Origin of the sequence: Shouchella oshimensis, assembly GCF_002019765.1 — a bacterium.
Classification (GTDB): domain Bacteria; phylum Bacillota; class Bacilli; order Bacillales; family Bacillaceae_D; genus Shouchella; species Shouchella oshimensis.
Genome location: NZ_KV917380.1, coordinates 2,903,063 through 2,923,307 on the forward strand (window position 1 = coordinate 2,903,063; position 20,245 = coordinate 2,923,307).

The 20,245-nt window shown below is 40.1% G+C and carries 15 protein-coding genes; 2 read left to right on the top strand and 13 right to left on the bottom strand.

Features of this window, described 5'->3' with window-relative positions:
* Nucleotides 1-119 precede the first annotated feature (119 nt).
* The 9 genes from BK583_RS14780 to treP form a co-directional block, all read right to left on the bottom strand.
* Nucleotides 120-2,006: a PTS fructose transporter subunit IIABC gene (locus BK583_RS14780; RefSeq protein ID WP_055735141.1), complete on the bottom strand. Its 1,887-nt coding sequence runs from the start codon at nucleotides 2,004-2,006 to the stop codon at nucleotides 120-122.
* A 15-nt stretch (nucleotides 2,007-2,021) separates the two neighbouring features.
* The gene (gene pfkB / locus BK583_RS14785) at nucleotides 2,022-2,933 is read right to left on the bottom strand and encodes a 1-phosphofructokinase (protein WP_055735142.1); all 912 of its coding nucleotides are present in this window, start codon (nucleotides 2,931-2,933) and stop codon (nucleotides 2,022-2,024) included.
* Nucleotides 2,930-3,694, bottom strand: a complete 765-nt coding sequence (locus BK583_RS14790) for a DeoR/GlpR family DNA-binding transcription regulator (RefSeq protein ID WP_055735143.1) — start codon at nucleotides 3,692-3,694, stop codon at nucleotides 2,930-2,932. Before BK583_RS14790 ends, pfkB begins: the two co-directional genes overlap by 4 nt.
* Before the next feature lie 208 nt (nucleotides 3,695-3,902).
* Entirely contained in the window at nucleotides 3,903-5,774 is a 1,872-nt protein-coding gene (locus BK583_RS14795) for an ABC-F family ATP-binding cassette domain-containing protein (RefSeq protein WP_055735144.1), read from the bottom strand.
* Nucleotides 5,775-5,828: 54 nt separating this feature from the next.
* The gene (locus BK583_RS14800; RefSeq protein ID WP_055735145.1) at nucleotides 5,829-6,896 is read right to left on the bottom strand and encodes a nitric oxide synthase oxygenase; all 1,068 of its coding nucleotides are present in this window, start codon (nucleotides 6,894-6,896) and stop codon (nucleotides 5,829-5,831) included.
* Nucleotides 6,897-6,953: 57 nt separating this feature from the next.
* Nucleotides 6,954-7,439 (bottom strand): glutathione peroxidase, encoded by a 486-nt coding sequence (locus BK583_RS14805; protein WP_038478241.1) that lies wholly within the window; start codon nucleotides 7,437-7,439, stop codon nucleotides 6,954-6,956.
* 70 nt (nucleotides 7,440-7,509) lie between these two features.
* The gene (gene treR, locus BK583_RS14810; RefSeq protein ID WP_055735146.1) at nucleotides 7,510-8,226 is read right to left on the bottom strand and encodes a trehalose operon repressor; all 717 of its coding nucleotides are present in this window, start codon (nucleotides 8,224-8,226) and stop codon (nucleotides 7,510-7,512) included.
* A gap of 9 nt (nucleotides 8,227-8,235) precedes the next feature.
* Entirely contained in the window at nucleotides 8,236-9,906 is a 1,671-nt protein-coding gene (gene treC / locus BK583_RS14815; protein ID WP_055735147.1) for an alpha,alpha-phosphotrehalase, read from the bottom strand.
* Nucleotides 9,907-10,047: 141 nt separating this feature from the next.
* Nucleotides 10,048-11,478: a PTS system trehalose-specific EIIBC component gene (gene treP, locus BK583_RS14820; RefSeq protein WP_055735148.1), complete on the bottom strand. Its 1,431-nt coding sequence runs from the start codon at nucleotides 11,476-11,478 to the stop codon at nucleotides 10,048-10,050.
* A 196-nt stretch (nucleotides 11,479-11,674) separates the two neighbouring features.
* Here treP and BK583_RS14825 point away from each other — a divergent pair, with 196 nt between their 5' ends.
* The gene (locus BK583_RS14825) at nucleotides 11,675-13,285 is read left to right on the top strand and encodes a gamma-glutamyltransferase family protein (RefSeq protein WP_055735149.1); all 1,611 of its coding nucleotides are present in this window, start codon (nucleotides 11,675-11,677) and stop codon (nucleotides 13,283-13,285) included.
* Nucleotides 13,286-13,361: 76 nt separating this feature from the next.
* Here BK583_RS14825 and BK583_RS14830 read toward each other — a convergent pair whose 3' ends face one another.
* From BK583_RS14830 to BK583_RS14840, 3 genes are all read right to left on the bottom strand, one after another.
* Nucleotides 13,362-14,696 carry a polysaccharide biosynthesis protein gene (locus BK583_RS14830; RefSeq protein ID WP_038478230.1) on the bottom strand — a complete coding sequence of 445 codons (1,335 nt, stop codon included), beginning with the start codon at nucleotides 14,694-14,696 and terminating at the stop codon, nucleotides 13,362-13,364.
* Between the two features lie 87 nt (nucleotides 14,697-14,783).
* Nucleotides 14,784-16,172, bottom strand: a complete 1,389-nt coding sequence (locus BK583_RS14835) for an alanine/glycine:cation symporter family protein (protein ID WP_055735150.1) — start codon at nucleotides 16,170-16,172, stop codon at nucleotides 14,784-14,786.
* 115 nt (nucleotides 16,173-16,287) lie between these two features.
* Nucleotides 16,288-17,949: a glycerol-3-phosphate dehydrogenase/oxidase gene (locus BK583_RS14840; protein ID WP_055735151.1), complete on the bottom strand. Its 1,662-nt coding sequence runs from the start codon at nucleotides 17,947-17,949 to the stop codon at nucleotides 16,288-16,290.
* A 131-nt stretch (nucleotides 17,950-18,080) separates the two neighbouring features.
* On the opposite strand from BK583_RS14840, the gene BK583_RS14845 reads away from it, so the two are divergent.
* The gene (locus tag BK583_RS14845) at nucleotides 18,081-18,830 is read left to right on the top strand and encodes an SDR family NAD(P)-dependent oxidoreductase (protein WP_055735152.1); all 750 of its coding nucleotides are present in this window, start codon (nucleotides 18,081-18,083) and stop codon (nucleotides 18,828-18,830) included.
* A gap of 101 nt (nucleotides 18,831-18,931) precedes the next feature.
* Here the strand turns inward: BK583_RS14845 and BK583_RS14850 are convergent, their stop codons facing one another.
* Nucleotides 18,932-20,179 (bottom strand): ATP-binding protein, encoded by a 1,248-nt coding sequence (locus BK583_RS14850; RefSeq protein ID WP_055735153.1) that lies wholly within the window; start codon nucleotides 20,177-20,179, stop codon nucleotides 18,932-18,934.
* Nucleotides 20,180-20,245 lie beyond the last annotated feature (66 nt).

Below are 20,245 nucleotides of genomic sequence, written 5' to 3' on the forward strand. Positions count from 1 at the left end.
CACACAGCCACCACCTTAACAGCTATTTTTTATTTGTAAAAAGCTTACCATATTCTTTCTATACCCACATGGTTCAAAATCAAAAAAGCCCGCTCCTATAGAGCAGGCTCGATTACCTATTAATCAATTGGTCGTTTCATAATGCCATATAGAACGCCTGTCACAATGGCACCAATAATTATTGCGAGTGCATAAAGTCCCATATAGGAGAACGTTGAATCATTTACGAGCAACATGGTGAACACGCCACCGTGAGGAGCTGGCAACGTAATTTGGAACAACCCTGTCAGCCCTCCTGCAATTGCTGCACCAATAACACTTGCTGAAATAACACGGACCGGGTCTGCTGCCGCGAACGGAATGGCACCTTCTGTAATAAAGGATGCACCAAGTACATAATTGGTTCGTCCAGACTCACGTTGCTGTTTTGTAAATTTATGCTTCCAGAACGTTGTCGCAATAGCTATTCCTAGCGGTGGCACCATTCCTGCTGCCATAACAGCCGCTTGGGGACCAAGGTTCCCTGCATCAAGCATGGCAATACCGAATGTATAAGCGGCTTTATTAATGGGTCCCCCCATATCAATGGCCATCATAATGCCAAGAACAATCCCTAAAATGACCATATTCCCTGTTCCTAAATTACCAAGCCAGTTTTGTAAACCCGTATTTACAGATGCAAGTGGGGTAATAAGGACATACATAATTAAGCCGGTAAAGAGTATATTTAAGACTGGCGTAAAGAGAATGGTTTTTAACCCGTCTAAAGACTGCGGGATATTGGAAAGTAGTTTTTTTACACCTAAAGCCATATATCCTGCAAGAAAACCTGCTAATAAGCCTCCTAGAAAACCAGCGTCTCCATTATACGCCATGTATCCTGCGATTAAGCCAGGCGCAAATCCGGGACGGTCTGCAATGCTCATCGCAATAAAGGCTGCTAAGACTGGAATAAACAGCGCAAATGCGTTATCGCCACCAATAAAGCCTAGAATATTCGTGACGACGTTATCTTCCCCTAATAGGGCATCCACTTCAAATAAGAAGCTGATGGCAAGAAGGATTCCACCACCGATAACGAACGGTAGCATATTGGAAACACCATTCATTAAATGCTTGTAAACACTTTTCCCAAAACCACCGCTTGAATGACTTTCTCCACTCTCTTCTTTCTGACCACCTTGAGCAGAGTAAACAGCTTCTTTCCCTGCTAATGAGCGATCAATTAGTTGGGCAGGCTTTCGAACACCATCTGCTACTGGTGCAATGACTATGCGTTTTCCATCGAAGCGATCCATCTCAACTTTCGTGTCTGCCGCCACAATGATGCCATCAGCTCGGTCAATGTCTTCTTTTGTAAGACGGTTTTTCACGCCACCTGAGCCATTTGTTTCTACCTTTATAGAAAAGCCTCGTTCTTGTGCTTCTTTTTTTAGCGCATCAGCAGCCATATACGTATGGGCGATACCTGTAGGACATCCAGTAACACCGATGATAAATGTATCATCAGCAGATGTAGACTGAACTTCCTCTTCTTCCTCGTCACTTTCTTCCGCTTCTTTTCTATCAATAATCGCCATAACGTCATCAATTGATTGAGCGTCCAGCAGTTGATCACGAAAAGTCGTATCCATCAGAAATGTCGATAACTTCGAGAGGGTTGCTAAGTGTTCGTTATTTGCACCTTCGGAAGCAGCAATCATAAAAAACAGCTGACTTGGTTGTCCGTCTAGTGCATCATAATTAATCCCCGCAATTGAACGCCCAAAGGCAATGGCAGGTGTTCGAACAGCCGCTGTTTTTGCATGTGGAATGGCAATTCCCTCACCTAACCCTGTCGTACTTTGATCTTCTCTTGCTAAGATAGCTTTCTTATAATCCTCTTTATTATTCAATCGCCCTGCTTCATCAAGCTTCATCACTAATTCATCAATGACATCTGCTTTTGAAACCGCTTGTAAGTCAAGTATAATGGTATCTTTCTTTAGTAAGTCAGAGATCCTCATCTCGTATCTTCCTCCTTATATGGTGCTCACTTCAATTTCTTTTTCTAAACGTTTTACTTCCGCTAGTTCACCAAAGCCAAGGGAAAATGCGGTTGCACTTCCTGAAGCCATTCCGAATCGAAAGGCATCCTCTACACTTGCTCCTTCATGATGAGCATGAATAAATCCAGCAACTGTCGCATCACCAGCACCGACAGAGTTTATCAATTCTCCTTTTGGTGCATTTGCACTGTAAATACCATCTCTTGTTGCCAGTAACGCCCCATCTCCTGCAAAACTAACAAGAACATAGTCAACACCTTGTTCAACAAGAGCTTTGGCATGAGGAATCGCATCTTCTTTGGTGGTAATGACTGATTGTGTTAATTCCGCTAACTCATGTTGATTCGGTTTAATGAAGGCTGGTTTTGCTTTGATAACCTGTTTTAGCGCTTCACCACTTGTATCAACAAAAACATGTACACCTTGTCCATTTAATTGTTCTGTCCACTCAGCATATAAATTCGCTTGTAGCGATGGGGGGATACTACCTGCTAACACAACGATGTCGCCTTTATTTAGTTGTTTAAACTGCTCTTCTAGAGTGGCTTTATCACTTATCGTAATTTCAGGAGAGAAACCATTTATTTCGGATTCTTCTTCTGCCTTTATCTTTACATTAATGCGTGTATCACCTTTAATACGGATAAAGTTTGAATCGATGCCATCTTGCATAACGGCTTCATGAATAAAGTCACCTGTAAAACCACCAATAAAGCCGAGTGCTGTGGAATGAGTCCCGTACCTCTTTAATACCTTTGATACATTGATACCTTTCCCTCCAGCTACTTTTCGATCGTTTGTTGAACGATTCACATGACCAACATGTAATGTTGGAAGGGACACATAATAATCCATTGCGGGGTTTAAGGTCACCGTATAAATCATAGCTTTACCACCTCTACTGCCGTGCTTTTCTGTAATTCTTGATAGAGCTTCTTTCGTTCTTCTTCAACGTATGAGCTTGTTACAATGTGTACGTCTTGAATAGAAGCAAATGTTGAAAATGTAATGTCACCAAACTTCGTGTGATCGGCTAGCACAAACGCTTGCTGAGCATGTGCAATGGCTTTTGCTTTAATATAGGCTTCTTCTGGATCTGGTGTGGTAAATCCATCATTAAGTGTAAGACCATTCGTTCCAATAAAAGCTTTGTTAAATCGAAAACTTGAAATGGCTTCAATGGCACCTCTTCCCACAAACGCATACGTGCCTTTTTTCACATGCCCCCCAAGACCATGTGTATGAATATCTGCCTCTAGCAACGCTGGAATATTCATAACACCATTTGTGACTACTTCTATGTTCTTTCCTTTTAAATAAGGAATCATTTCATACGTCGTACTGCCAGCATCTAAAAAAATACAATCGCCATCTTCCACCCATTCAGCTGCTCGTTTAGCAATTTGCTTTTTCTCATGACTGTTTTTGAATGATTTTTGAGCCATCGTTGGTTCATCTCTCATCGTTTGAAGTACCGTCGCACCACCATGTATGCGCTTTAATTTCTTTCCTTGTTCAAGTTCAGTTAAATCTCTTCGTATTGTTGATTCTGAAGAACGAGTAGCTTCAATAAGCTCATAAATTTTCACTACTTCCCGTTCTTGAACAAGCTTAAGAATCATTTCTTGTCTCTCTACAGTTAACATACATACACCTCTTTGCTTACAAGACTTTTTCATTATACATTCAAAAACAATCACAATCAATCATTTTCGGTCATTTTATATGTGACAAGTTTATCCTTTAAACGTCACAAAAACGCTAGTAATCGTATCGTAGAAAAGAGGTAGCTGTTTTTAGCTTCTCCCTTAACTTGTCCGTTACTAGCGTTCCATATGAATCTCATTTCGTTGTCTACTTTAACTGTTCCACTTTTTCAGCTAGCTCTGCCCAACGTTCAAGTGTCTGGTCAAGTTCCTCATCAACAACTTCTTTTTCCTTCATCGTATCAGCGATTTTACCGTAGTCACTACCTGCTTCTTGAATGATTTCCTCTAATGACGCTTGCTTCTCTTCGAGTGAAGCGATCTTTTCATCTATTCCGTCCCATTCTCTTTGTTCCTTATAGGAAAGCTTCTTACCAACTTTTTTCCGCTCAACGGATGGCTCTTTTTCTTTCTTTGGAACAACTTCCGTTCGTTTCTCTTCAAGATAATCTGTATAATCCCCTTGATAACGTTGAACAGTTCCATTTTCAAAAATAAGCATTTGCTCGACGACACGGTCAAGAAAATAGCGATCATGAGAAACGGTTACAACTGTACCAGGAAAGGTTTCAATATAGTCCTCTAAGACCGCCAGTGTTTCCACATCTAAATCGTTGGTTGGCTCATCTAAAAATAGTACATTCGGTTCGCCCATTAATATTCGCAGCAAGTAAAGACGGCGCTTTTCACCACCTGAAAGTCGTCGAATAAAGGTCCATTGTTGTGCTCTCGGGAATAAAAAACGCTCAAGCATTTGCTCAGCCGTAATTTGATCCCCCTTGGCGGTGTATACCACTTCAGCTACTTGTTTAATATAGTCAATAACAGTCAGATTCCCATCAAGCTCAGCATCTTCCTGAGTGTAATAGCCAATTTTTACTGTTTCTCCAACAATACATGCACCACTATCAGGTTCCAAACGAGTTGCCATAATATTGAGAAGCGTTGTCTTCCCACTCCCGTTAGCCCCAATGATGCCTAATCGCTCTTGGTTAGTAAGTAGATAAGATAGGTCTGAAAACAAAGCCTTACCATTGAGGGTTTTGCTAACTGCTTTCAATTCAATGACTTGCTTCCCTAAACGTTGTGAACCAATTGCAACATCTAATTGCTCTTTACTTTTTAAACCCTGTTGATTTTTTAAGGCTTCCACTCGCTGGATTCGCGCCTTTTGCTTCGTCGTTCGTGCTTTTGCCCCTCTTTGAAGCCAAGCCATTTCTCGTCGGAGTAAATTTTGTCTTTTGACTTCTGCTTGTTCAAGTTGTTCTTCCCGGAGGGCGCGCTTTTCTAAATATGTCTCAAAGTTCCCTTCATATTGATACAGGTTTCCGTTTGTTAATTCATAGATCATTGTAGCCACTCGATTTAAGAAATAGCGATCATGAGTAATAACAACTAGGGCACCTCGATACTGATGTAAGTGCCCTTCAAGCCATTCAACAGTTTCATGGTCAAGGTGGTTTGTAGGTTCATCAAGCAATAGTAAATCAACTGGCTGAATAAGTGAGCGGGCAATTGCTACTCGTTTCTTTTGTCCTCCAGATAATGTAGAAAGGGGTGCTGTTAGATCAAAAACACCCAATTTACTAAGGATTGTTTTTGCCTGTGTACTCGCTTCCCATCCATCCACTTTATCCATATGGGCTTGTAACGTAATTAGATTTGATTGCAATCGTTCATCCGTTGGATCTTGTTCAAGCTTTGCTAATCCTTCTTCGTAACGAGCGACCGTTCGCAGTAATTCTGACTCACTTTTAAAGATGTAGTGAAGGACCGTCTCGTTATCTGGAAGTTCCGGTTGCTGCGATAGGTATTCAATGGTAAAGTCATTTGCGTGGAATAAAGTTCCTGCTTCTTTTCCTTCCACACCTGCTAAAACTTTAAGAAGTGTAGATTTCCCAGTCCCATTTACTCCTAATAGACCTATTCGATCTCCAGCTTCAATTGTAAAATCGATAGAGTGAAAAAGCGCTTTTTCCCCGAACGTTTTACTTAGCCCTTCAACTCTTATTAAACTCATGAACATCTTCCTTTTTCCATATGATTCGTTATCTATGCAGTATAGCACACTGTACTATTGATAAGGCGCGTCTTCATAAAAGAAGTTCGGTGACTTGATTTCATTATGAAATGTCTGATGAAAAATAGATGTTTGTGCCGGTGACATAGGCGGGATTAACCAAGTCCAGTCTCCTGTTACTTCTCGTTGCTGCTTTGCTTCGTTTTTCATAAACTGTTGAAATTGTTTTGCAGCAGTATGATGATCAACAATGCTGACACCATCTCGTTGAAACGAATGTAAAACGGCACGATTTAACTCAACTAAAGCCTCATCTCGCCATAGGGAAGATTCTTTTTTTCGCTCTATGTTCAATTGATCGGCTACTTGTTCTAAGCGATTGTAACGAAAATCATCAGCTAAGTTACGGGCGCCAATCTCGGTCCCCATATACCAACCATTAAAAGGCGCAGCAAAGAAGGATAAGCCACCGATCTCTAACCTCATATCAGCAATAATTGGCACCGCATACCACTTTAATCCTAAATCGTTAAACGATTTGTAAGTTGGGTGATGCAAACGCACTTCCTTCACAAGTTCTTCTGGTATTGGATAATAAACAGGTGGCTGCCCTTTAATGGAAAATACAAGGGGAAGCACGTCAAAATCAGTCCCATTCCCCTTCCAGCCCAACGATTCACAAAGACGTGTAAATTCAAGGGAAGCGGGGTCCCCAATAACGCTCCCTTTCTTTTCATACCCTGCATAACGGATAAGCTGATGATTCCAGATGCGTACTACATCGCCCTCCGGAAAAATAGTAATCGTAGGAATAATTTTTCCTTCATTTGTAGCATACATAATGTGTCGCTTTAATGCCTCAATCACGTCACCTTTCGTTCGTGCATCCCTCGCATCAAATACATGCATTCGTTCCCAAAACAGTCTTCCAATACAGCGATTGCTGTTTCTCCACGCCAATTTGGCTCCATACGTAAGCTCATCAAATGTTAACGTGTATGATCCCTTAACATTTATCTCTTGAAGGACCTCTTCAATGCGTTCTGATACTCCCACTCGGCTCGTCTCTTTATAAAATTGCTTCAGAAATGCTATCGCTTGTTGCTCCCGTTCGATTTCCATAAATGTCAATAATCCTCCTAAAAAAACTGTGTAGCCGATTGCTACACAGTTTTTTGGCTATTGCTTTTTATCGATTTCCGCTTTAATATCGTTTTCTATTTGACTTGGCTTCGTTTGTGGCGCGTAACGCTTCACAACTTGACCATTTCGATCAACTAAGAACTTCGTAAAGTTCCATTTAATCTCTTCGCCTATTGTACCCTTTTTTTCACTTTTTAAGTGCTTAAAAAGTGGATTAGCGTCTTTCCCTTTTACATTGGTTTTCGCAAAAAGAGGGAAGGTCACACCGAAGTTCAATTTACAAACACTTTCCATTTCATCATCTGATGTTGGCTCTTGATTCATAAATTGATTACTTGGGAAGCCTAATACACGTAATCCGTCATTTTGATACGTTTGGTGAAGAGATTCTAAGCCATCAAATTGTGATGCAAACCCGCATTTTGTTGCTGTATTCACAACAAGAAGAACGTCACCTTCATAATTTGATAAAGGAAAATCTTCACCATTACTCGTTTTTACCGTGTAATCAAATACAGACATGTTTACCTCTCCTCCATTGCTTCTTTTCAACAAGTATAAAGGTTCTGCACCCACAAGAAAACTAATTTGCTCACGCCTTATGCCTTCTAGCAAACTCTACAAAGCGGAAGCGATCTGGACGGTGTCTTGATTCTGTTATTTGCAGTAAAGTGGCATCTTCCAAATACGTTAAACTGTGCACAACAACGATGTGACTTTCTGGTTCAACATCGAGAAGTTCAACATCTTCTTCGGTAGCAACGTCGACGACAATCTCTTTTTTGGCGAAGCTAATTGTCAGTTCCAACGTATTCTCAATGTACGCGTAAATACTCCCAGCACAAATATCTGCTGTTAGTCCTGGCACAAGTGCTTTTGGGAACCAATCTTTATCAAGAATGATCCGCTCACCATCAATCATTCGTACCCTCGCAATTTCTAGAAGGTTCTCTTCCTCAGGCAGTTGAAATGCGTGAGCTTGTTCTGCTGTTGCTTTTAGTTCATTAAACGCGACAACAGCTGTTGATGCATTCATACCTAATTTTTGATTTAACTCTTGAAAACTTGTTACGCCTGAAACAGGAAAATCAAGTCGCTGTACATCTAATACAACAGAGCCCTTCCCTTGAATCTTCTGAATGTACCCATGTTCAGAAAGCTGTTTTAATGCTTTACGAATGGTTTCTCGCGAAGCTTCAAATTGAGTCGTTAGCTCATGTTCCGACGGTAATGTATCACCTGGCATATAGCGTCCTTCATGAATATCACGTATTAAATGTTGGTAAATGGAATGAAATTTACTTTTCAACGTATCGCCCTACTTTTTTAACAGAAATGCAATGGTTTCGTAAGGTTCTAACTCTAATGATGCTGTTAGCTTCTTTTCACCATCATAATTTCGTATGACTTGTTCTCCTTCTAACGATACCATAGAAGCAGGGCACGTGAACACGGATTTACTACGATAAAAGTTTGAGATAACGAGTAGCTTCTCCTGTTCATTTTCCCTTACATAAGCAAACACAGTTGGATGATTACGTGTTAAGTGAGTGTAATTCCCATCTGTAATGACATCGTACTCTTTCCTGAGTGAAATAAGCTTTTTGTAGAAATAAAAAATCGAATCTTTATCTGCTAACGCCTTTTCAGCATTAATATGCTTGTAATTGTTCGCAACATGAATCCAAGGTGTTCCTGTCGTAAATCCAGCGTGACGGTCATCGTTCCACTGGACAGGCGTACGAGAGTTGTCACGGGATTTATGTTGTAAGATTTCTAGAACGTCCTTCTCATTTTTCCCATCTTGAAGCAATTCTTTATACATATTCAACGACTCTACGTCTCTGTAATCATCGATAGAGGTGAAATATGGATTGGTCATGCCAAACTCTTCACCTTGATAGATGTAAGGCGTACCTTGCATAAGATGAATCGTCGCAGCAAGCATTTTGGCAGAGTGTTGGTGAAACCTTTTATCATCACCGTAGCGACTCACAATCCGTGGCTGATCATGATTACACCAGAAAAGCGCGTTCCAGCCACCACCTTCATGCATTCGTACTTGCCATTCAGATAGAATTGATTTTAATTGTTCGAAATCAAATTCAGCAACAGTCCACTTCTCACCGTTTGGATAATCGACTTTTAGATGGTGAAAATTAAACGTCATGGATAACTCTTGACGCTCCGGGTTTGAATAGTTAATACAGTCTTCAATCGTTGTCGAGGACATTTCTCCGACTGTCATGCTGTCGTATTTAGACAATACTTGTTGATTCATTTCATGGATAAACTCATGAACACGTGGTCCATCTGTGTAAAATTTACGTCCATCACCAGGAGCTACACTACCATCATCATTTGGAAAACGTTGGTCTTTTGAAATCAAGTTGATAACATCTAAGCGGAAACCGTCAATTCCTTTTTCAAACCAGAAGTGCATCATATCATAGACATGCTGACGCATTGTTTCATTCTCCCAATTTAAATCAGCCTGAGTTACATCAAATAAGTGCAAATAATAGTCTTGGGTCGCTTCATTCCATTTCCACGCAGAGCCTCCAAATTTTGATTGCCAATTTGTCGGCTCTTTTCCTTCTATTGCTTCTTTCCATATATAGAAATCGCGAAACTTTGCATCTTTACCTTGCATCGCCGATTGAAACCATTGGTGCTCAGTAGAAGTATGGTTTACAACTAAGTCCATTATGACCTTAATGCCACGTGAATGGGCTTCTTCTAACAACTGATCAAAATCTTCCATAGTTCCATACTCGTCATGAATTGTGTAATAATCCGCGATATCGTAGCCGTTATCCTGTTGTGGAGACGTATAAATCGGTGTTAACCAAATAACGTCAATTCCTAATTCTTTTATATAATCAAGCTTCTCAATGATCCCTTGTAAATCACCGACACCATTACCTGTTGTGTCATTAAAGCTTTTTGGATAGATTTGATAAACCGTACTTTTTCTCCACCATTCCATTACAGTTCACCCTTTCATTGGTATCATACGTACTTAGTTTACCACACTTGTATATACAAGTAAAAAAAGACCTGCTTAAGGCAGGTCTTCCTTTTAAAATACGCTATGAATGCCTATAGTTCTAACTCTTGCAATACTTTCCTATTCATGTAGGCTTTTCGGGTTTCGAATTTTCCCGTATAAGAGGGTTGCAATAAATGGCAATAAGATGACGATTCCCATACCAATCGCAAATGCTCCCCAGCTACCAGGCTGAATAACGAAAATTCCAGGCACTCCACCTACTCCAACTGTGTGGGCTAATACATTTTGCATGGAAATAAACATTCCCGCAAAACCAGAGCTAATAATAGCTGCTAAAAACGGGAAGCGGAAGCGAAGGTTCACTCCGAATAATGCTGGTTCTGTAATTCCTAACCATGCTGATAGGCCGGATGTACTCGCTAACCCTTTTAGGTTCTTATTTCTCAGTACAAAATACATAGCAAATGCAGCAGATCCTTGGGCAATATTAGAAAGCGCTAAGATTGGCCATAAGAAGGTACCACCTGCATCTCCACTCGTTAACTGTAAGTCTACAGCTAAGAAGGTATGGTGCATCCCGGTAATAACGAGTGGTCCATAAATAATTCCATATAAGAATCCAGCAATAGCAGGGATTGTATCGAATAACCAGATAAATCCGTCGGCAATGCCATTTCCAATAGCAAATGTAATGGGGCCAACAGCAATAAAAGTGATAAAGCTCGTAACAAGTAAAGCAATTGGTGCAACCGTTAGTAAATGGAATGAATCTGGTATACGTTTCCTTAAGAATACTTCAATCTTTGCAAGAATAATGGATGCGACAAATACTGGTAAAACTTGTCCTTGGTAGCCAAGCTTTTGAATTTCTAATCCAAACAGGTTCCAAACAGGAATCTCCCCTGCTTCACGCGCATTTCCGTAATCCCACGCGCTTAATAATGCTGGGTTAACAAGAATTAACCCTAACACAATACCGAGTAAAGGGCTTCCACCGAATCGTTTTACGGCTGACCACCCTATTAGCGCTGGTAAGAACGTAAAGGCGGTGCTGGCAATTACGTTAATGATATCCGCAAAATCAGTCCATTGAGGATGAACATCAATAATGGATGCATTGTCATAAAAGATGTCCGTTCCAGTCAAAACGTTGTTTAACCCCATTAATAAACCAGCCGTTACAATTGCTGGCAAGATGGGGATAAAGACATCTGCCAATACTTTAATGGCTCTTTGTAAGGGGTTACCTTTTTTAGCAGCGGCTTCTTTCACATCGTCTTTTGACTGCTCTTCACGTCCCGTAAGCGCCATTAATTCTTTATACACTTTATCAACAACGCCGTTTCCTAAAATAATTTGAAACTGTCCGTTTGCTGAGAATGTCCCCTTCACAACGTCAAGCTCTTCTAACGCCTTTGTATCAACTTGACTTTCATCTTGCAATACAAGGCGTAATCTTGTTACACAATGAGTGGCAGAAGAAATGTTCGCTTCTCCACCAATGGCCTCTAAAATCTGCTCGGCAGACTTTTTATAGTTAACAGCCATCTTGTTTCCTCCTTTGCTAACGTTTTCAAAAACGTCGCTTTTATTCTTCTCTAATTTGTATATACAAATATATTATTCGCCTTGATCATACCTTGTATATACAAATTAGTCAATAACAATGATAGCCATTTTAATCTTAATTTCTTCTTCCCCTTTTTTGATCGTGTTACACTACTAAAAAAGGAGGTTTCATAAAATGCAATTCGATCCCCATTCCCATCCATATCCTTCCACAACAATGCCGATTTATGCAAAAAAAGGTATGGTCGCAACATCACAACCAATCGCCGCTCAAGTTGGCAGAGACATTTTAAAGCAAGGGGGAAATGCAGTTGATGCTGCCATTGCAACAGCCGCTTGTTTAACCGTTGTGGAACCATGCTCAAACGGAATCGGTGGCGATGCCTTTGCAATAGTCTGGCTAGATGGTGCTATTTATGGATTAAACGGTAGCGGTCCATCACCTGAGGCATTAACCATTGAGGAAGTGAAACAGCGAGGGTTTGATTCAATGCCGACAACCGGACTCATACCCGTAACGGTTCCTGGTGCACCTGCTTCATGGGCAAGTCTTTCCGAACGATTTGGTAAACTATCATTATTAGATGTACTTCAACCAGCCATCGACATAGCAGAAGAAGGGTTTGCGGTAACCCCCACGATTTCAAGACAATGGAAAATGAGCTACAATCGCTTTAAGAAGCAACATACAGCTGAAGAATTTACCGCATGGTTCGATACATTTTCGTTACATAACCGCGCCCCTGAACCCGGCGAAATATGGCGATCTCCCAATCATGCCAAAACGTTGCGTTTAATTGGTGAAACAAACGGAAGAGCTTTTTACGAAGGGGAATTAGCTGATCAGATCGATGCCTTCTTTAAAAAACATAACGGCTATTTACGTAAAGAAGATTTAGCAGCATACGAACCTGAGTGGGTTCAACCGATTCGCACGAATTATAAAGGGTATGATGTCTGGGAGATACCTCCTAATGGGCAAGGCTTAATTGCTCTAATTGCGTTAAATATTCTCGAAGCATTAGAGATTGGCGAAAAAGAAAGCGTAGAAACGTATCACAAACAAATTGAAGCGATTAAGCTTGCTTTCGCTGATGGAAAAGCGTATATAACCGATGAAGGTCACATGAGCGTACCTACGGCGTCACTGCTTAATAAAACGTATGCAGCCAAACGGGCAGCAGAAATTAAGGATCAGGCTACATTGCCTACCGTTGGTAAACCAGTCGGTAGTGGAACCGTGTACCTTTGTACAGCTGATGAGGAAGGCAATATGGTCTCGTTTATTCAATCGAATTACATGGGCTTCGGTTCAGGACTTGTTGTACCTGACACCGGTATCTCCTTACAAAATCGCGGGCATGCTTTTTCTTTAGATGTTAACCACGATAATGCGCTGGCACCGAAGAAACGTCCGTACCACACTATTATCCCTGGCTTCCTTTCTAAAGATGAAAAAGGTATTGGGCCATTTGGCGTTATGGGAGGGTTTATGCAGCCACAAGGACATGTGCAGGTAGTCATGAATACAATTGACTTTCTTCTACACCCTCAAGCTGCTCTAGACTCCCCTCGCTGGCAGTGGACTGAAGGAAATAAAGTGTTACTCGAACCAACATTCCCGCGCCATATTGCAGAAGGCTTAGCTCGAAAAGGTCACGAAATCAGCATTGCAAATGATGTCATTTCTTTCGGAAGAGGTCAAATCATTTGGAAAGATGAAGCAAAGGGTTCTTATGTCGGTGGCATGGAAACACGAACTGACAGTGCCATTTCCTCGCTTTAATATAAAAAACCCCTCCAATGTCGACATTGGAGGGAACCTATTATCTATCCTTCTTTATATCTATTGCACTTCCTCATTATCGAAATAATTTGCTTTCACCAGGTCGCATTAACATATTTAGCTTGAGCTTTTTGCAAATCGTAATATAGTGCAAAATGGTCAACAAGACTGCACTCATATTCATGCCAATAATAATACCGTTCATCTGTAAACTTGGCATTGAACCTAACGAAATCATTAAACAGAAAGATACGACCGTTGCATAGAATGAATGAAGAAACGCATCTTTTACGAGTCCAATTCCAATTAAATACGCCTGTAAGGGTGTTGCACAATACTGAAATAAAAAATAAGGAATTAAAATTTTCAAGTAGTCTGCTGCTGGAGATGGTCCAAAAAACAGGGTTGTTATTGGTTCAGCAAAAAAATAAAACACGAGTACAACTGGTAATCCATAACCAAAAGTAACAAGTAATGACAGCCTCAGATAATAATGAAGCGTATCATAGCGACGTTTTGCATAGCTATCAGCAACGATTGGTATAAGCACTACAAGAAGCGAGTGCGCGACAAACGCAGGAAAGAATCCGATGGTAAATGCAATTCCTGCTAGTTTTCCATACTGTACAAGGGCAACACTTTCAAGAACTCCTGCATTCGTAAGGGCAGTTGTAATTAAAAATGGCTTTACTGCAAACGTAATGGAATGAAAGATGCGTAAGCCTGTTGTCGGAATGGATACAGCCAATAATTTTTTCTGTACTTCCTTTTGACTAACTTTCTTTTGTGGGTGACCCTTTTTCGTTTGATGTATCTTGCGAATAAATACAACTACTAAATAAAATAGAACAAGTAGTTCACTAAGTTTCAATGCTAATAGTGCCATAAAGATTGCAAGATCGCTCGTAAAGGAAAACATATAAAACACAATAAGCAATCCACTAAGCTGAGCAGTTCGTTTTAAAATATTTGCGATTGCAATTTTAGACGTTTGGTGTGCACCAATTAGATAGCCCTTTGCAACGGATGAGAACGTAATGACTGGTATAAGTAAAAAAAGCATCCACTGTACACCGACATGATACTGCTGTAGCACACTTAATTGTGGTAAAATGAGGAGCGCTGCTACCATCACAGTTAACGCACAAATGGTTGCTAGTTTCAATGATTGTACCAGTATACCCCAATGATAGTTTGGCTCCTTTTCCGCAATTAACTTTGATATCGCAACAGGTAACTCTACACTTGCTAACACAACAACAAATAACATTGTGGGCAATATCGCCATGTATAGTCCAAAGGCTTCATCACCTAATTCTCTAGCCAATACCATATTAATAACAAACTCCAAACACTCTCCTATAAAGGCAGCTCCACTTAAAACAAGGACACCACGGAAAAACGTACCCAAAACTCATCTCTCCTTTTCTCTCTTTAATAAGGTATGAGACAAGTTCATATTTTAAGACAGAAAAAAAAACAAGCGTAATCGCTTGTTTTAATCATCCCAGGTATCTGCATTCTTTAAACCAGGTATATTCTTGCTTTTAAATACAGGGTTTTTCCCTGCTTTTCGTTGCGCTACATAATCGTTAATAACAGCAAGCGCAATTTTACTTATAAGCACAATGGAAATTAAGTTTACAACTGTTGTAAACGCCATAAAGACATCTGCCATATCCCACACAAGTCCAATACTAGCAAGAGAACCAAAAATGATCATCCCCATAACCGCTAAACGGTAGACTTGAAGCCAACCAGTTCCTTCTTTAATGAATGCAAGATTCGTTTCTCCGTAGTAATAATTTCCTACGAGAGAAGTAAATGAAAAGAAGAAGATTGCAATTGCAATAAACGGAACTGCCCAATCACCGACTAGTAGACTTAACGACTCTTGTGTTAACGCCACACCGTTCACTCCTTCTGAGGCAAACGAATAGACATCCGTTAACAAAATCACAAAAGCGGTTGCCGAACAAATAATAATCGTATCGAAAAAAACACCCAACGACTGAACAAGTCCTTGTTTTACAGGGTGCGACACATCTGCTGCTGCAGCGGCGTTTGGTACACTCCCCATTCCAGCCTCGTTTGAGAATAAGCCTCTTTGAGCACCAACTAGTAACCCAGCAAAGATTCCTACACTTGCTTCCTGAAACCCAAATGCATTTCCTACTATTAATGAAAACACTGCTGGAATCGCTTCTGCATTTGTCACAACAACAAATCCAACGACCCCAAGATACAGTACAGCCATTATCGGTACAACAATGCCTGAAAATACTGAAATAGAACGAATGCCGCCAAAGATTATGACACCAACTGCAAGGGAAATAATAATTCCTACTACAAGTGGGTTAAATTGAAACGCATTTTCAAACGCAGCAACGATGGTATTTGCCTGAAGTGAATTAAATATAAAGCCAAACGTAACAGCAATCAAAACTGCGAAAACGACACCTAACCAACGTTTCCCTAACGCACGCTCAATATAATAAGCTGGTCCTCCTCTGAATTGATCATCAACCCGGACTTTATACACTTGTCCTAACATACTTTCAATAAAACCCGTCGCCATACCAATAATAGCAATGACCCACATCCAAAAAATAGCTCCAGGACCACCCATAACGATAGCTAAGGCCACACCAGAAATATTGGCAGCACCTACACGTGACGCGGCACTAATACAGAACGCCTGAAAAGCAGAAACTTCCCCTTTTTTTGTTTTCTTTTCAGTAATAGCCCGAAACATCTCTGAAAATAAGCGAAATTGAACAAAATTAGACCGAAAAGTAAAATATAGACCTACGCTAATTAAAGCAGCAACAAGTATGTATGATGTAACACCATTAATGCTTTTTATAAAATCATGAAATGCTTCCATTTGTATCCTCCAATAGTCAACTAAAACAATCTTTGAATTATACCAAACTACATATTTTTTTGCAATTTAAGAAAAGACTTACTAGAAATGCCTTTCCAGTAAGTCTCCTTTAAGACTAGATATCCGTGAGGGTTAGGAGACGAATCTGCTTATTTAACTCATTTATGTGCTCATTCTTTTCCTCTTGTGTCCATTTGAATAAATCCGCCATTGCTTGGACAATTTGCCCCTTATACGTTGATACAGTTTGAATATCAAATAGAAGATCCGAGGTTCTTCGCAAGAAAAAGTCTACCGGTGTTAGAGCCATTTCGTAGTGAATAGCGTACAGTAAAGAAGCCCATAAATCTTTTGGCACGTGATAGATTTCCGCTCTTGAATCATCTAAATAAGCGAATACTTGAGGCACATTTGAACCATATCGTTCAACCAGTTTTTTTGCTACCACTTTATCCAACCCTAATTGAACACCAGCTTCTATATGGACATTATTGAAATGCTCAAGCTGATCCGAACCACCAACTTTTCCACCACTTAATACAAGGTGCTTTGTCTTGGATTGCGGATAGGAGTCTGAGTCTGTTCCACTTCCCTCTAATGATTTACATACGCGATCAATAATGTGAGATGCCATTTTTCGGTAGCCTGTTAACTTACCTCCTGCAATCGTCATTAATCCACTGTCTGAAACAAAGATTTCGTCTTTACGAGAAATATCGGAAGGGTCTTTTCCTTCCTCATGAATGAGTGGTCTCAATCCGGACCAACTCGATTCAATATCCTCTTTTGACACCTGATGATTAGGAAAACGAGCCATAACAGCTCCAATAATGTACTCTACATCTTCTCTTGTTACACCTGGTTCATGTATGGACCCTTTGTAGTTTGTATCGGTTGTTCCAACATACACTTTTTCATCTCTAGGAATTGCAAACATCATACGCCCATCACCATACGGCGTATCAAAATAAAGTGCTTGATTTAAAGGTAGCTTTCGTTTTGAGAATACAAGGTGAACGCCCTTCGTTAAGTGAATGGTCTTTCCTTCTTTTGAACGGTCTTGCTCACGTAATGTATCAACCCAAGGGCCTGTTGCGTTCACAACATGCTTTGCATGAATCACAATCGCATCACCTGATTGTAAGTCTCTTGCAACGACACCATTAACGTGATTGTCTTCATACGTAAACGACTCCACCTTCACATAATTCGCTAAGTGAGCTCCATACATTGAAGCTGTTTTTGCTACTTCCATAGTTAACCGAGCATCATCTGTCCGATATTCCACATACATTCCTGCCCCTTTGAGCTGGTCTGGAGCTAATATTGGTTCTTTTTTCAACGCTTTGTTTGCTCGCATCATTGTCCGTCGTTCTGATTTTTTGACGCCTGCCAATTTATCATACACACGAAGACCGATTGATGTTGTAAAAGCGTTAAAGGTTCCACCTTTATAAAATGGGAGCATCATTCTAAGAGGCGTTGTTACATGAGGTGCATTTTCATAAACAATTTCTCGCTCTTTCCCTACTTCAGCCACTAGCTTAATTTCAAATTGTTTTAAATAACGAAGACCACCGTGAATTAATTTAGTTGATCGACTGGAGGTTCCTGCTGCAAAGTCTTGCATTTCGACTAGCCCTACTTTTAGTCCTCTTGTAGCTGCATCAAGTGCTGTTCCTACACCTGTAATACCTCCACCAATAATCAATAAATCCAATTCATTTTGTTGCATAGTTTCTAGTGAATGTTTTCGTGTTTTTGACGAAAAGGTCATTTCATCATTCCCCCATCTTAGTAGCCCAATCAAACGTTTCCCTATCTATTATTCCACGTAAGCGATCTTTCAAACACATGGATTGCCTGGATAAAAGCGAATCGTTATACTTAACAAAAGGAGAGGGTCAGATGCGTATTGCATTCGTCATCGGCAGTTCAAAAGGATTAGGAGCAGCCGTTGTGAAAAAATTGCTTGAAGAAGAGTACGAAGTCATTGGATTCTCAAGAACAGAAGCACAAGAAGAGATACAGAAACACCCCTCTTTTACTCATGTTTCTTTCGACGCTAGTCACGTAGCTAACCGACAGATTCTTTTTTCAAATGCATTAGCCTCAATTACTGTTTCCATCGTCACAGAAATGCTCTTTATTTATAATGCCGCTCTTATTGATCCTGTAGGAAAGCTCGGCACTCTGGAAAAAGGAAATGTAACGTTTAGTCACTTATTTGAAGTGAATGTAGTCGCACCTCTTGAATTGAGCAATTTGTTTATTCAATTCGTTCAACCGTTAACGCTTTCAAAACGAATGCTCTTTGTTACATCAGGCGTAGCGTTAAAGCCTATTAGTGGTTGGTCAGGTTACTCTAGCTCAAAAGCAGGACTAAATATGCTTGTACAATCAATCGCACAAGAACAGATGGATGAATCGTTACCTGTTTTAGTAGCTGGGTTTAACCCTGGTATCATGGATACGACTATGCAAGAGTCCATTCGACACTACACAGAAGACCAGTTCCCATCTGTAGCACGGTTTAAGCATTTTCACAAAAGTGGAAAACTGCGCCCTGCAACTACTGTCGCCTGTTCGCTTATTCACTGTCTACAGAATCCTACATTTCCAAATGGACAAATCGTTCATGTTAATGACAACCTTTAGCAAAAGCATGCTAATACTTCAGCATGCTTTAATGTATAAAAACAAAAAAGATAGCAAGAGTCATTCGCTACCTTCCAACTTTTTATAAGGAAAAGATTTCTTTATCCTTCCGATACATTTTCCTTTACTACTGGTAATGAAATAATTACTTTTGTTCCTATTCCAGGTTTGCTTTTATAGGTTACCATCCCATTCATCATTTCCACTATACGAATGGATACCATCGTTCCAATTCCATTGCCAGACTCCTTTGTTGTGAAATAAGCCGTACCTAGCTGCTTTAATTGCTGTCTACTCATCCCTACACCGTTATCATTAATTTCAATTTGTGCTCGATCTTTTAATTGATCTAATTGGATGGTTACAGTATCTCCTTCAATAGATGCTTCAATGCCGTTCTTCATAAAATTCATTAGCGCTTGCTTTACTTTGTTCTCATTACCGTCTATAAAGGCTTGTTCACATATGCCAATTGTCAATTGAATAGACCGCTCATGTGCATAAGGAGTTAATAAAGTCACTACCTCATGAACCGTTTTGTTTAACGGAAAGATGGCATTTGGTTGCGGCTTTGTTGAATTTAAAAATTCATAAATAATGGATTCTGCTCGATCCAATTCACTCAAGATTAATTTATGATATTCAGCATGTTGTTTATCTTCTGATAATAGTTGCACAAATCCTTTTACCACTGTTAAAGGATTCCGTACTTCATGTGCAATGGATGCCGCCAGTTCTCCCTTTGTAAAATCTTTTTCAGTTGCAACAAGTTCAGCCACAATCCGTTCTTTCTCTAATAATGTCTCAAATAAATACGTCACCAGGAAAACAGTCATGACAAGGAAGAGAATATAGAACCATCCTGCTAACCACGATTGGGATAGTTGACCTCCATTGTTTATTAAAATTAACGTTCCAAAGGTTTGAATTGCCGAAGGAAAGAGTAAGATTAAAGATGCATAGCGAATTCTTGACCATTTAGGTGGTAACATATAAAAGCGGTTAACACACAAGGCATAAAAAAGAGCCGTTAACACGATCAGTACTACTCCTAGTAAAAATAGATCCCCACCTTGACCTATTCTACCCACTACCGCAATAGCTGCAACGCCCCAACCAGCTCGTTTACCTCCATATAAAAATGCAAGGAGTATCGGAATATAGCGTAAATCCCATTGAATGCTTCCTATATTAATGGAAAAAACCAAGCACAGTAATACCGCTCCGCTCATAAATAAAAACATCGTTAATGAACGTTGTATTTTCCAGCTGCCTTCAGCGCGAAGGCCGTAGATAAGCACGGGGATTAAGATGGCGAATACATTAATCATGAGTTTTTCAATAACCATGTCACCCAGCATCCCCCTTATTCACTATGCTTATCATTTCGACACTGTTTTCATCATTCCTTTCTA